The 12,967-nt window shown below is 36.4% G+C and carries 11 protein-coding genes; 5 read left to right on the top strand and 6 right to left on the bottom strand.

Features of this window, described 5'->3' with window-relative positions; genetic code table 11:
- Positions 1-120 precede the first annotated feature (120 nt).
- Positions 121-1,194 (bottom strand): DUF3810 domain-containing protein, encoded by a 1,074-nt coding sequence (locus AO058_RS16205; protein ID WP_075327488.1) that lies wholly within the window; start codon positions 1,192-1,194, stop codon positions 121-123.
- 239 nt (positions 1,195-1,433) lie between these two features.
- Between AO058_RS16205 and AO058_RS16200 the strand changes: the two genes are divergently transcribed.
- A complete protein-coding gene (locus AO058_RS16200; protein WP_075327487.1) occupies positions 1,434-2,894 on the top strand; it encodes an aminoacyl-histidine dipeptidase in 1,461 nt (486 codons plus the stop codon).
- Between the two features lie 78 nt (positions 2,895-2,972).
- Here AO058_RS16200 and AO058_RS16195 read toward each other — a convergent pair whose 3' ends face one another.
- Genes AO058_RS16195 through AO058_RS16185 form a run of 3 tightly spaced genes read right to left on the bottom strand, consistent with a single transcriptional unit; the run spans position 2,973 to position 5,707 of the window.
- Complete coding sequence (locus AO058_RS16195) at positions 2,973-4,094, bottom strand: peptidylprolyl isomerase (protein WP_075327486.1); 1,122 nt, start codon at positions 4,092-4,094, stop codon at positions 2,973-2,975.
- A 42-nt stretch (positions 4,095-4,136) separates the two neighbouring features.
- Entirely contained in the window at positions 4,137-4,697 is a 561-nt protein-coding gene (gldI, locus tag AO058_RS16190; RefSeq protein ID WP_075327485.1) for a gliding motility-associated peptidyl-prolyl isomerase GldI, read from the bottom strand.
- Positions 4,697-5,707, bottom strand: coding sequence for a DHH family phosphoesterase (locus AO058_RS16185; protein WP_075327484.1), 1,011 nt, complete (start codon positions 5,705-5,707; stop codon positions 4,697-4,699). The genes gldI and AO058_RS16185 overlap by 1 nt, the downstream gene beginning before the upstream one ends.
- A gap of 359 nt (positions 5,708-6,066) precedes the next feature.
- Here AO058_RS16185 and AO058_RS16180 point away from each other — a divergent pair, with 359 nt between their 5' ends.
- Together AO058_RS16180 and AO058_RS16175 are read left to right on the top strand one after the other, a co-directional pair.
- Positions 6,067-6,486: a nucleoside-diphosphate kinase gene (locus AO058_RS16180; protein ID WP_075327483.1), complete on the top strand. Its 420-nt coding sequence runs from the start codon at positions 6,067-6,069 to the stop codon at positions 6,484-6,486.
- A 202-nt stretch (positions 6,487-6,688) separates the two neighbouring features.
- Positions 6,689-7,288, top strand: coding sequence for a hypothetical protein (locus AO058_RS16175; RefSeq protein WP_075327482.1), 600 nt, complete (start codon positions 6,689-6,691; stop codon positions 7,286-7,288).
- A gap of 74 nt (positions 7,289-7,362) precedes the next feature.
- On the opposite strand, the gene AO058_RS16170 is transcribed toward AO058_RS16175, so the two are convergent.
- Complete coding sequence (locus tag AO058_RS16170; protein WP_075327481.1) at positions 7,363-9,507, bottom strand: M3 family metallopeptidase; 2,145 nt, start codon at positions 9,505-9,507, stop codon at positions 7,363-7,365.
- A gap of 175 nt (positions 9,508-9,682) precedes the next feature.
- Here AO058_RS16170 and azu point away from each other — a divergent pair, with 175 nt between their 5' ends.
- On the top strand, positions 9,683-10,231 hold the full coding sequence (gene azu / locus AO058_RS16165) for an azurin (RefSeq protein ID WP_075327480.1): 549 nt from the start codon (positions 9,683-9,685) through the stop codon (positions 10,229-10,231).
- 318 nt (positions 10,232-10,549) lie between these two features.
- The gene (serA, locus tag AO058_RS16160; protein ID WP_075327479.1) at positions 10,550-12,442 is read left to right on the top strand and encodes a phosphoglycerate dehydrogenase; all 1,893 of its coding nucleotides are present in this window, start codon (positions 10,550-10,552) and stop codon (positions 12,440-12,442) included.
- A 290-nt stretch (positions 12,443-12,732) separates the two neighbouring features.
- On the opposite strand, the gene AO058_RS16155 is transcribed toward serA, so the two are convergent.
- Positions 12,733-12,918 (bottom strand): hypothetical protein, encoded by a 186-nt coding sequence (locus tag AO058_RS16155; protein WP_075327478.1) that lies wholly within the window; start codon positions 12,916-12,918, stop codon positions 12,733-12,735.
- Positions 12,919-12,967 lie beyond the last annotated feature (49 nt).

Here is a 12,967-nt window from a genome sequence, read left to right as displayed (position 1 = left end):
AATTAAATGTGGCTTAGAAATTAAAGGCGGTAAATTAAGAAAATTATAACAAAGCCGAAATTGGTTTTCGTACTATGTGAGAATTTATTTTTCTTACTAGCTATTTCATAAATTATTAGGTTAAAGTCTATTCTTTTCTTCTGAAAAATAATTCACCAAAAGTGCTACCACATAACTATAGCTTTTCATTCCATCGGCCTGGTTATTTACAATTAAAAACCGATTGTAAAATGCCTGAAATATGGGTTCAAAAGGATTTTGATGCGCCAACCAGAATTCTTCTACTTCCCGGTAGTTTTCTAAAATACCCGGATTCATTTTTGCCTTTAAAGTTTTAAACTTTTCAGGATCCCTTCGGTATAATTCATTTAAACAATATCGCAAGGCAAAAGTATATCCTGAATACCGGAAATAAGCATCGGGATGATTCATGGTGCTAAGGCAGGCAATAAAATTAGCTTCATTCTCTTTTGCAAAACCCAGTTGATGTCCAATTTCGTGACTGGCGGTAGTGGGGATTTTATAAGGCACAATTTGGGTATTTACCTGGGCTTCCCCGGTAAGTGGGTTCAAATAGCCGTTGAAGCCCATATAAGAAAGTGGAATACTATATAAAGAGCGTTTTAGCGATTCTCCTTTATAGGTAAGTTCAGGAAAATCTTTGCTGATATTGCTATAGCCTTCAATGGTTTTTTCAAAGATTTCATTCTTGGAATATGGAATTACCACGCTAACCGAATCGTTTTCCGTTAGTTGATTGTGGAGTTTGTTAGACTCAATAATTAATATTTCTGAAAGTTGATAAAGCTCTTCGGTGGTATAATCGTTTTCAATTTCTAAAGCTTCGTGAAGCGGTAAGCGGTAATAATTAAATCCCCAGAAAATATGGAAACAGGCATATACTACTGATAATATAGCAAGAACATCTATCACCCAAAAACGAGGGTTTCTAAATTTCTGATTAAAACGTCTTAGTAGCCAACGAATTATTAAAATTCCCAAGAACGTATATAAGAGATCGCCAAGAGAAAAAGGTAAAAATCCGTGCCCGTAGCGCATTAATTTTGAAAATTCAGGGTATAGAAATCGGCTGTACCAATTTTCTACCAGCTCGGGATGCCCGGCCAGGAAAAAGATAAAAATGATCTGCACGGGGAGCAGAAATGCTAAAATACAAAGTCCTTTTTTCTTCACTCGATAATCGAGATTTTATTCTCCGAGATCTGTCTCGAAATTAATAACATTATTTTCTATAATTGCTTCAAGAGCTTGCTACAGGGTAGTTTGCTTTTTAAAATTACAATTATTAGCAAAACACGGCTTAAAATTTTAAATAACTGTTCTTCATTTGGTTAAATAAGTTTTAAAAAGCCTGTAAATTTTCCTTCTTTGTTTATTACCAATACCTTTGTGAAAGACCAAAATATAAAACAATGAACGAAGAAATAAGGGAATTAGAGCCGAAAATCTTATGGAATAAATTTGCCGATCTAAACGAGGTACCACGACCTTCAAAAAAAGAAGAGCGGGTTATTGAGTTTATGAAAAACTTTGGAAACAAACTTAACCTGGAAACCCTGGTAGATGAAACCGGAAATGTGGTTATAAAAAAACCTGCTACTTCAGGGATGGAAGATAGAAAACCCATTGTATTGCAGGCCCATTTAGATATGGTGCACCAGAAAAATAACGATACCGATTTTGATTTTGAAACCAGCGGAATCAATATGTATGTAGATGGAGATTGGGTAAGAGCCAAAGGAACAACCCTGGGTGCCGATAATGGTCTGGGAGTTGCGAGTATGATGGCAATTTTAGAAAGTAACGATATTCAGCACCCTGCTCTTGAAGCTTTATTTACGATAGATGAAGAAACCGGAATGACCGGTGCAAAAGGTTTGGATTCTAATTTATTGGAAGGAGATATTCTTTTAAACCTGGATACCGAAGAAGATGATGAGATTGGGATTGGATGTGCCGGCGGCGTAGATATAACTGCGGTTAGGGATTATGAAGTAGAGCACACACCTGATAATTCGGTTGGTTACCAAATAAAAGTAAAAGGTTTGCAAGGCGGGCATTCTGGGATGGATATTATAAAAGGTCTGGCCAATGCCAATAAAATTATGGCACGTGTACTTTTTGATTCTAATCGGGATTTCGGTTTGCGCGTTTCCAGCATAAAAGGTGGCGGATTACGAAATGCCATTCCTCGTGAAAGCGAAGCTATTGTGGTGGTAGATAAATCTAATACCGAAACTTTTTTAACTGAAATTATTCAGCAGGTGCGTGAGATTAAAGCTGAATTTGCTTCTCTGGAACCTAATATGGATATTGAAATTTCTGAAACCGAAGTTCCAAACGAAGTAATGAAAGTGGAAGATCAGCAAGAAGTAGTTAAAGCAATTTCTGCAGCGCATAATGGAGTTTACAGAATGAGTCCTGATATTGAAGGTTTGGTTGAAGCTTCTAATAATATTGCCAGCGTAAAAGTTGGGGATGGAAAAGTGAAAATTAACTGTCTTACAAGATCATCGGTAGAATCTTCAAAAGATGATTTGGCCAATAGTTTGGAAGCAACCTTTGAGCTGGCGAAATTTAAGGTGAAATTATCTGGGGAATATCCGGGTTGGGCACCAAATCCTAATTCTGCAATTTTAAAAGTTGTAGATGGATTATATCAAAACCTGCATAATGAGAAAGCCGATGTTGCAGCCTGCCACGCTGGTTTGGAATGTGGAATAATTGGAAACCATTATCCTGAAATGGATATGATTTCTTTTGGGCCTACCATTAGAGGGGCACATTCACCTGATGAACGCGCAAGTATTTCCTCAGCCCAGAAGTACTGGAAATTTTTAATTGAAGTTTTAAAGAATATTCCGAAGAAATAATTGGAGATATTTAGAAAGTAAAAAGGCTGTTTGAATAGTCATTTTCAAACAGCCCTTCTTATATATAAATTCAGGAAATTATTCCTGTATACCTACCAATTCTACTTTAAAAACAAGATCGGTGTTTGGAGGAATTACGCCACCCGCGCCTCTTTCTCCATAACCTAAATGACTTGGGATATAAAGTAAAGCTTCATCTCCAACTTTTAATTGCTGAATGCCTTCTTTAAATCCTGGAATCATAGGAGCATCTGGACCGTAAACTACTGTCATGGGACCATAACCACCCTGGTTTTTTCTAGCTTCATTAAATAAGCCCATTTCTTTGGCCAGTTCTTCTTTGTTTGTATCAAAGATTTCACCGTCACTAAAATAGCCTTCGTAAAGCACTTCTACCATTTGCCCGGTTTTAGGTTTTTCACCTTCACCTTCATTTAAATAGTAAATTTTTAGTCCGCTATCTAATGCTTCAGCATCACCTTCGTGGCTTTCAAATTCTTCAGCCTGGGCTGCTTTAGCTTCCTGCCGCTTTTTAGCTTCGGCATCTTCCTTATCTTTTACTGCCTGTAGTTCTTCTTCAAATACCGTAGGAGCGTCAAAATTTTTGGCGGCTTTACCTTTTCTAATAATGTTTACCTCTTCCATGGTAACCGTCTTTACTGGCTTATCTCTTGGGCCTGTTTCAACTTTCCCTATAGAATCTACAACATCCTGGCCTTCTACAACTTTCCCGAAAACAGTATGCCTGCCATCAAGGTTTGGAGTAGGAGCAAGTGTAACAAAAAACTGACTTCCGTTAGTGCCCGGGCCGGCATTAGCCATAGAAAGAATTCCTTTAGAATCATGACTTAAGCTATCTACAATTTCATCTGGAAATTTGTAGCCTGGGCCACCACTACCGGTTCCAGTGGGATCACCTCCCTGTATTACAAAACCGTCTATAATTCTGTGAAAAGTTAATCCGTCGTAATAATTTTTGCCTTTATGGGTGCTGTCTACCATTTTGTTATTGCCTTCGGCAAGGGAAACAAAACTGGCTACGGTTATTGGAGTTTGTTCAAAGTAGAGTTCAGAAACAAAAGTTCCGTAATTGGTTTTAAATTCAGCATACATCCCATCTTCTAGATCTGGATATTCGTCGTTACACGCAAACATGGTAAATACCACGGCAAAAAGTAATAAAAATTTACTGGTTCTCATTTATTATAAAAATTAAAAAGGCTTAATAAAGCCCGGGTTTACTTATTGTTGATTTTGAATTTCTTCTTTTTCAGTGATATTATTGAGGGTGACTTTTGTTTTTAAAGGCCAGTTTGTACCTATTTTATTTTTATCTCCATAATATCCAAAAGCTTTATACGAAGGAAATAAAAAAGTTACGGTTTCTCCTTCTTTCATTAATTTTAGGCCCTGTCTTAAGCCGCTAAAAAGTTTTTCCTGGTCTATGGCATAAGTTCTGGTAGCTTTTTCTCCTTCGGCATAAATCACTTCATCATTTAAGGTAGAAATACTATAATCGAATTCTACAATATCGCCAAATTCTGGGGTGGTTGTAGTGGTAGAATCTTCAACTTTTTTATGATAAGAATACCAAAAACCATCTTGAGAAGAGTGATATTCTCTTGTAGAATCCCTTTGTATGGCAGTTTTAATAAGTGCTATTTCTTTTTCCAGTAGTTCCTGGTTTTTAGCAATAGATTCGCTAAAGTGGGAACCCGATTTCTGAGTTACAGGGTAACGGGCTTCAGGAGATTTACAGGCTCCCAAAGCGAAAATTGCTATAAAAATTAGATATTTATTCATTATTGCAATTCCTTATAACTGGGAAGAATGGTATTAAGCTTTGTGATGGTGTCTTCCATAGAAAGTTCACTTTTACCTCCGGCCGCATTATTGTGGCCTCCGCCTTCAAAATGAGCCCTGGCAAATTCATTTACGTTAAAATTACCTTTAGATCTAAATGAAATTTTAATAATTCCCTCTTGTTTATTTTCAATAAAAATTATGGCAAAAACTACCTTTTCTATCGCCAGGCCGTAATTTACAAAACCTTCGGTATCTCCTTTTTGAAAATTATGTTTATCCAGCTCTTCCTGAGTTAAAGTTATGTAAGCCGTTTTATACTGAGGTTTTACTCGTAAGTTTTGCAGCGCAGTTCCTAAAAGCTGAAGCCGGTCTTCATTATAGGTGTCAAATATATTGTTATGAATTTCGTGATTTACCGCCCCTTTATCAATTAAATCGGCTATTACGCGGTGTGTTTCGGCACTGGTGGCACTAAATCTAAACGAGCCCGTATCAGTCATAATACCTACATAAAGGCAGGTGGCGATTTCGGGAGTGATTTTATGTACGGCGCGTAATTTATCAATAAAATGATACACCATTTCGCAGGTAGAACTCATTTCGGCATCGCTATAGGTATAGTTAGCAAAGTCTGAGGGTTCCCGGTGATGGTCTATCATAATAAAAACAGCTTCCGAAGCTGTTAAGATTTCCTGCATATCGCCAGAGCGGTCTAAATGATTAAAATCCAGAGCAAAAACCAGCTCGGCTTCATTTATAAAATTTTCGGCATTTACTTTATCTTTTTCATAGATAATTACCTCATCATTTCCCGGTAGCCATTTTAGAAACCTGGGATAGTCGTTTGGTGAAATCACATTTACCTTATGGCCTTTATCCCTTAAAAAATGCATTAAACCTAAGGTAGAACCCATGGCGTCACCATCGGGGCCTTTGTGTGGTACAATAACTATATTTTTAGCCTGGGAAAGTTCGGCAGTGATCTCTAAAATTGCTTGTTCTATCATAATTTAATATAAAATACCACCGGGATAAATCCTCAAGGTATTATGTTGAAAAAAATGAAACAAAAACGTTTCAAATTTCATTTCCTTTAGTGATAAACCCAGGGCTATAATTCAATCTCTTGCCCGGCGAGTAATCAGTAAAGATACAATTTATTAATACCAGCTTAAAAAACCAATCTGTATTTTTGTATTCAACAAATCAACAAAAAATGAAGGTAATTTTGTCGCTCTTTCTAAGCTTTTTTCTATTTAGGCTTTAAAAAATGCAGCAGTCTGAAAGCTAAATTCATATAAAACTTAAAGGAGCTTGTATTTGCAGCTTATTTAATTATTTTTGCCAAAATTTAAAAAACCATAAGATGGCAGGAAAAAGAACATTCACCATGATAAAGCCCGATGCTGTTGAAGCCGGGAATGTAGGTGCAATATTAGAGCAAATTACCGCTTCAGGATTTAGAATTGTAGCTTTGAAAATGACTCAAATGACTACCGCTGATGCTGAAGAATTTTATGCAGTACACAACGAACGTCCTTTCTTTGGAGAGTTGGTAGAGTTTATGACTCGTGGACCAATCGTATCGGCTGTGTTAGAAAAAGACAATGCCGTAGAAGATTTTAGAGCTTTAATTGGAGCCACAAACCCAGAAGATGCTGCTGAAGGAACTATAAGAAAAAAATACGCGAAATCTGTTGGTGAAAATGCTGTACACGGAAGTGATAGCGACGAAAACGCACGGATTGAAGCTGCTTTTCATTTTTCAGGTAGAGAGATGTTCTAAGCAGAACTTTTTAAGTAATATAAAAGCCATCAGTTATTCGCTGATGGCTTTTTTGATTTATACCAATAGGGTTTTGTATAATATATTGCCCTACAAACACTTATAATTCCGTTTTTCATCTAAATAATAAGGAAACTATCGAATAAATAAGGTTTTTAGCCGGCTATTTTATAAATTATTGTTCAACTTAAAATGTAGAATTATGAAATTTATTGATAGCTATTTTGTCTTTTTTATTTTTTTGTTAAGCACTTCAATTACTGCGCAGGAATTAGAAGGAAAATGGATTGTCTCGGGAAATAAAAGCTTTGGTGGTTTTCCCGGAATACATTTAATGGAAGTGAGTGAAGATTCCTTATCTCACTATAACTTTGATCAATTTGTGACAAAAACTGCATATCAAACCGAAGATAACAAGTTGAAAATAGATACACTCGCCTTTGCCGATTTCAGCTTTAAAAATCCTAACCGATTAAGTATTTCTTCAGAAAGATTGGAACAACCTATAGATTATATAAGATTAGTTCCCACTAAAACAGATTTAAACGCTGCAAAAATTAAACAGAAAAAATACAATTTAGAACGGGGTGGGAAAAATTTCGAAATAGATTTTCAAAATCATCCCGATAGTAAAATTATGCATTCCTATTTAAAGAAAATAGATGAAACTTATTTCCTGGTAATTCATCGCTATGGTAACCCAATTACTGCGGTACCCATTGAGAAAATTACTGCAGATAAATTGCACTTATATGGATTTATGGCTGGCCCCGAAAAACTTGTAGCTAAAGCCATTGAATAATTGAAATAGCATAAATAAAAAACCTGCCTAAAAGAAGTCTTTGAGGCAGGTTTCACAAAATTTTCTTTGATATTTTATTTCTCTTCAGGTACCGGGAAGCCACGATCGCGCATTAGCGCATCAATTTCAGCATCACGGCCTCTAAATTTTCGATAAGCTTCAGCGGGATCCATGGCGTTTCTTGGCGCAAACAGATATTTCACTAATTTTTCTGCCATATTCTCATCGTAGAATCCTCCGGGAGATTCAGCAAAAGCTTCCGCAGCGTCAGAGGTTAATACATCAGCCCATAAATAGCCGTAATATCCGGTAGCATAACCTTCTCCTGAAAATACGTGTCCAAAATGTGGAGAACGGTGACGCATCACAATTTCATCTGGCATTCCCAGTTCGTCTAAAGTTTCTTTTTCAAACTTTCTTGGTTCAATTTTATCGGGATCTGTGGTATGGTATTTCATATCCATTAAAGCCGAAGCTAAAAACTCGGTGGTAGCGAATCCCTGATTGAAAGTAGCTGCTTTTTTAATTTTGGCTACTAATTCATCTGGAATTACTTCCCCGGTTTCATGATGTTTTAGAAAGCGGTTTATCACTTTATCGGTAGATAACCAACGTTCCAGTAATTGCGATTGAAACTCGGTATAATCACGAACACCACTGTTTAGGGTTGGATATTTAATATCGGCAGCTAAAAAGTGTAGCGCGTGGCCAAATTCGTGGAAAAAAGTTTCGGCATCGTCCCAGGAAACTAACACAGGTTCTCTGGGAGCCGGTTTTATAAAGTTAGAATTATTGGATGCTAAAACGGGTTTTGCACCTTCTAATTCAGAATAACTTCTATAGGTGGTTGCCCAGGCACCTGAACGTTTTCCCTGGCGCGCAAAAGGATCTAAATACCAAAGCCCAATAAGTTCTCCAGAATCTTTATCGGTTACTTCCCAAACATTTACATCTTCGTGGAAAACAGGGACGCTACCTTCTTCTACCGGCTTAAACTCGAAATTAAAAAGCTCTCCAGCGGTATAGAAAAGCGCATCGGTTAGATTGCCCAGTTCTAAATACTGCTTTACTTCCTCACTGTCAAGATCGTATTTTTCTTTTCTTACTTTTTCTGCATAATATCTATAATCCCAGGGTTTAATGGTAATATTAGCCCCTTCATCATCGGCTACAGCTTGCATATCTTTTACTTCTTCTTCTACGCGGGCAAGTGCAGCCGGCCAAACGGCTTCCATAAGTTCCATCGCGTTTTCTGGGTTTTTAGCCATTCGGTTTTGTAAGCGCCATTGGGCAAAATTTTCATAACCCAGCAACTCTACACGTTCATCGCGAAGTTTCAGGATTTTTTTTATCACCTCATTATTATCAAATTCATCATCATTATCACCCCGGGAATAATAGTTTTTCCAAACTTTTTCGCGTAGTTCACGTTCATCAGAATAAGTTAAAAACGGATCCATAGAAGAGCGCGTATTGGTTACGGCATATTTCCCTGCTTCTCCATTGGCTTTAGCAGTGCTCGCTGCAGCTTTCACATAAGATTCCGGAAGGCCGCTAAGTTGATCTTCGGTTAAATAAACAATGTAGTTCTCTTCCTCAGCAAGAACATTATTAGAGAATTTGGTATATAATTCAGAAAGTTCACTGTTTATTTCGGCGTAACGCTTTTTATCTTCTTCGTTTAAATTGGCGCCTTCCATCGCAAATTCTTCGTAAATAAGATCAATTACGCGTTGCTCTGGAGCCGGTAGCGGATTTTCTTCTGAATTCTGATAAACGGTTTTAATCCTTTCGAATAGTTTTGTGTTTTGAGAAATTTTAGAGCTGTATTCAGAAATTTCCGGAGAAAGTTCGCGCTGTATTTCCCTAAATTCAGGACTGGAAACATTGCTGCTAAATATACCGTAATAAGTAAATACCCTGTTTAAAAGATCGCCAGAATCTTCAAAAGGCACAATAGTATTTTCAAAAGTTGCCGGTTCAGGATTTTGGGTAATTTTATCGATTTCAGCAAGATGCGCATCCATCGCTTTAAGCATTGCGGGTTTTACAAGTTCTACCTGCATTTTATCAAAAGCGGGAACGCCGGCATAAGGGCCAGTCCATTCAGCAAGTAAAATGTTATCCATATTCTGTTTGGGGTTTTGTTCCTGGGAATTAGCTTGAAATCCTGCGACCAGCGCAAACACCCCCAGGCCTTTTATAATGTTTTTTTTCATTTTGTGTGGTTTTATTTCGAATCTATGAAGGTAAGGATTTTGGCAAAATTGGCAGCTATAGAACTTTTATAAATTCCCTGAAATATGAAAAATTAAGGCTTAAATACATTAACAATTAAAAATAATTTATCTTTGATATTGTAAATAACTAATTACAAACTATAAATAAGTAAATATGAAATTTTTAAGCAAAACTGTATTGATTTTAGGAGCCGTAGCAATGATTGCCTGCGGAGATAAAAAAGAAGAAAAAGAGGATAAAATTACTATTGGAGATGGTACCAGCCCGCAGTCTCAAACTGAAGCCGCCACAGATAAGTCTGCTTCAGAAATGAATTCTTCAGACGAAGATGTGGTTGAGGTGACTATTGAAGGAAATGACCAAATGCGTTTTAATAAAGACGAGATTAAAGTAAAAGCCGGGCAAACCGTTAGACTTACTTTAAAACACGTTGGTGAGATGGAAAAAACCGTAATGGGCCATAACTGGGTATTGTTAACTCAAGGTACCGTAATTAACGAATTTGGACAGAAAGCTGTACAGGCCAAGGATAACGACTATATTCCTGAAGGAACTGATGCGGTTATTGCCCACACTAAAATGATTGGTGGCGGAGAAGAAGTAACTATAGAATTTGAAGCTCCTGAAGCTGGTGAATACGACTTTATTTGTAGCTTTCCAGGTCACTATTCTGTGATGAAAGGTAAATTTATCGTGGAATAAGAGAATTTTTTAATTTTTTAGAAATGCCTTTACTGCGGAGACTTCCGTTTAGTAAAGGCATTTTTATTTTAGAGAGGTTATTTGAGTTCTGATTTTAATTTCTTCTAAAAGTTTTTTATTTGAAAAACCGAAGAAATTTCATTTTTAACTACTAATTTCAGTGGCTTTTTATAAGCTCTGTATTTTATAGCAGCTCATTTTATGAATTGTTGAAAATATTACCATAGCTAAAATTTTGACCGTGTATTTTTACTAAAATTGGTACGCTAAGATTGCTAAAAATAGTAGTTTTAGGCTTCATTTTAGATTACCTTAAATATGAGTGAGAACAAGCACTTTGTAATAGATTTTGATAGTACATTTACCCAGGTAGAAGCCCTGGATGTTTTGGGAGAAATATCCCTGGCCAACGATCCCGATAAGCAAAAAAACCTTGATGAAGTAGAAGCTTTAACCGATAAGGGAATGAAAGGAGAAATTTCTTTTAGAGAATCCCTGGTAGAGCGAATTCGGCTTCTAAAAGCCAATAAAAGTGATTTGCCAAAATTGGTAGAAAACTTAAGTGAGCGGGTATCTTCTTCATTTGTTAGAAACCGGGAGTTCTTTAACGATCATCACGAAAATATCTATATTGTCTCCAACGGTTTTAAAGAATTTATTGTTCCTATAGTTGAACCGTATGGGGTTAAGCCCGAAAATGTTTTTGCCAATACTTTTGAGTTTGATGAAGATGGTGAGATTGTAGGTTTTGATAAAGAAAACGTGCTTTCTTCAAATAACGGAAAAGTAGAACAACTTAAAAGATTAAAGTTAAAAGGCGATGTTTACGTAATTGGCGATGGTTATACCGATTATGAAATTAAAGCCGCCGGACTCGCCAATAAGTTTTATGCCTTCACCGAAAATGTAGAAAGGGCAAATATTCTTGAAAAGGCAGACCATATCACACCAAGTTTAGACGAATTTTTATTTGTACACAATATGAACAAAGCAATCTCTTACCCAAAAAATAGAATTAACGTACTTCTTCTTGAAAATGTTCACCAGGACGCAGTAGATATAATGAAGAAAGAAGGTTATAATGTAACTGTACATCCCGGAGCGATGGATGAAGATGAACTTTGTGAAAAAATCAAAGATGTATCAGTAATAGGGATTCGTTCTAAAACACATTTAACTGAAAAAGTACTGGAAAATGCCAACCGATTAATCGCGGTGGGCGCTTTTTGTATAGGAACCAACCAAATAGATCTTCAGGCCTGTTTAAAGAAAGGAGTTGCAGTTTTTAATGCGCCTTACAGTAATACAAGATCTGTGGTAGAACTAGCTATTGGGGAGATTATTTTATTGATGCGTAACCTGCCCGATAAAATGCGATTAATGCACGAAGGGAAATGGGAAAAATCTGCCACCAACAGTTTTGAAACCAGGGGTAAAAAACTGGGGATTATTGGTTATGGAAATATAGGTGCACAACTTTCGGTAGTTGCAGAATCTGTTGGTTTTGATGTTTATTACTACGATGTTGAAGAAAAATTACCAATGGGTAATGTTACCAAGTGTAATTCCCTAAAAGAACTTCTTGAAACTGTAGATATTGTGACTCTTCACGTAGATGGAAGAAAGGAAAATAAAGATATTATTGGGGAAAAGGAATTTGGTTATATGAAAGATAACGTGATTTTCCTGAATTTAAGCAGGGGTCACGTAGTAGATATTAAAGCGCTTAAAAAGAATATAGAATCTGGCAAAATAATGGGGGCGGGCATAGATGTTTATCCGCAGGAGCCTAAAACCAATAATGAAGAATTTGTTTCTGAATTAAGAAATTTACCAAACGTGATTTTAACGCCTCATATTGGTGGAAGTACCCTGGAAGCCCAGGAAAATATCGGGAATTTCGTTCCGGGAAAAATTATAGAATATATAAATACCGGCAGCACCACCAACTCGGTTAACTTCCCTAATTTACAATTGCCGGTATTGCAAAATGCCCACAGGCTAATTCATATTCACGAAAACAGGCCGGGAATTTTGGCAGAGATCAACAGGATTCTTGCCGGGCACGATATTAATATTGAGGGCCAGTATTTAAAAACTAATGAGACTATTGGTTATGTAATTACCGATATTGATAAGAAATACGATAAAAAAGTAATTAAAGATCTAAAAGGCCTAAAAGGCACGATACGTTTTAGAGTTTTATATTAGAAAATATTTTTTCTGAAAAATATCTCCCGGGACTTATTTCTACTTTAAGAAATAGCTTCCGGGATTTTTTGTGTTTAATCTAACTGAATTTTCAAAGGTCCTGAAACATGGTAAATGTGGCAGCAATCTGCACCAACTTTATATTCCTGTTCCAGGATTAAATTTTCCTCCTTAAATCCTTTAAAAAGAAGATTTATTTCTTCATTTTTATACTATTGAAAATGGAATAAAACCCATTTCCTGCATTTTCTGTAGAATTAAGGTCAATTTCGCGATTGTTGGTAATATCTCTAAGCGCAATCAGGAACTAAATTATCACTGTCTAAAACCACCGGGTTCTCTTCAGAATCTGTGATTTCAACATTAATACTTTTAAATTCTTCGGTGCAAATTCCATTACATTCCCCGCTGTCGTCTTCTCCGCAGGAAAAAGTAAATAAAATAATTCCGATAAATAAAATAAATCTGTGTAGCATCAATTAATCATTTTCTATAAGATACAGAAAACTGATAATGGTTGCGTAA

The sequence above is a fragment of the Salegentibacter sp. T436 genome (assembly GCF_001932675.1).
GTDB lineage: Bacteria > Bacteroidota > Bacteroidia > Flavobacteriales > Flavobacteriaceae > Salegentibacter > Salegentibacter agarivorans.
This window is presented reverse-complemented; position numbering and strand designations above follow the sequence as displayed.

Bases quoted from the DNA above. Each gene is read 5' to 3' on its own strand.
- AO058_RS16175 (WP_075327482.1), top strand. From the start codon at position 6,689: ATGAAATTTATTGATAGCTATTTTGTCTTTTTTATTTTTTTGTTAAGC.
- AO058_RS16155 (WP_075327478.1), bottom strand. From the start codon at position 12,918: ATGCTACACAGATTTATTTTATTTATCGGAATTATTTTATTTACTTTT.
- AO058_RS16185 (WP_075327484.1), bottom strand. From the start codon at position 5,707: ATGATAGAACAAGCAATTTTAGAGATCACTGCCGAACTTTCCCAGGCT.
- AO058_RS16200 (WP_075327487.1), top strand. From the start codon at position 1,434: ATGAACGAAGAAATAAGGGAATTAGAGCCGAAAATCTTATGGAATAAA.
- AO058_RS16195 (WP_075327486.1), bottom strand. From the start codon at position 4,094: ATGAGAACCAGTAAATTTTTATTACTTTTTGCCGTGGTATTTACCATG.
- AO058_RS16170 (WP_075327481.1), bottom strand. From the start codon at position 9,507: ATGAAAAAAAACATTATAAAAGGCCTGGGGGTGTTTGCGCTGGTCGCA.
- gldI (WP_075327485.1), bottom strand. From the start codon at position 4,697: ATGAATAAATATCTAATTTTTATAGCAATTTTCGCTTTGGGAGCCTGT.
- serA (WP_075327479.1), top strand. From the start codon at position 10,550: ATGAGTGAGAACAAGCACTTTGTAATAGATTTTGATAGTACATTTACC.
- AO058_RS16180 (WP_075327483.1), top strand. From the start codon at position 6,067: ATGGCAGGAAAAAGAACATTCACCATGATAAAGCCCGATGCTGTTGAA.
- azu (WP_075327480.1), top strand. From the start codon at position 9,683: ATGAAATTTTTAAGCAAAACTGTATTGATTTTAGGAGCCGTAGCAATG.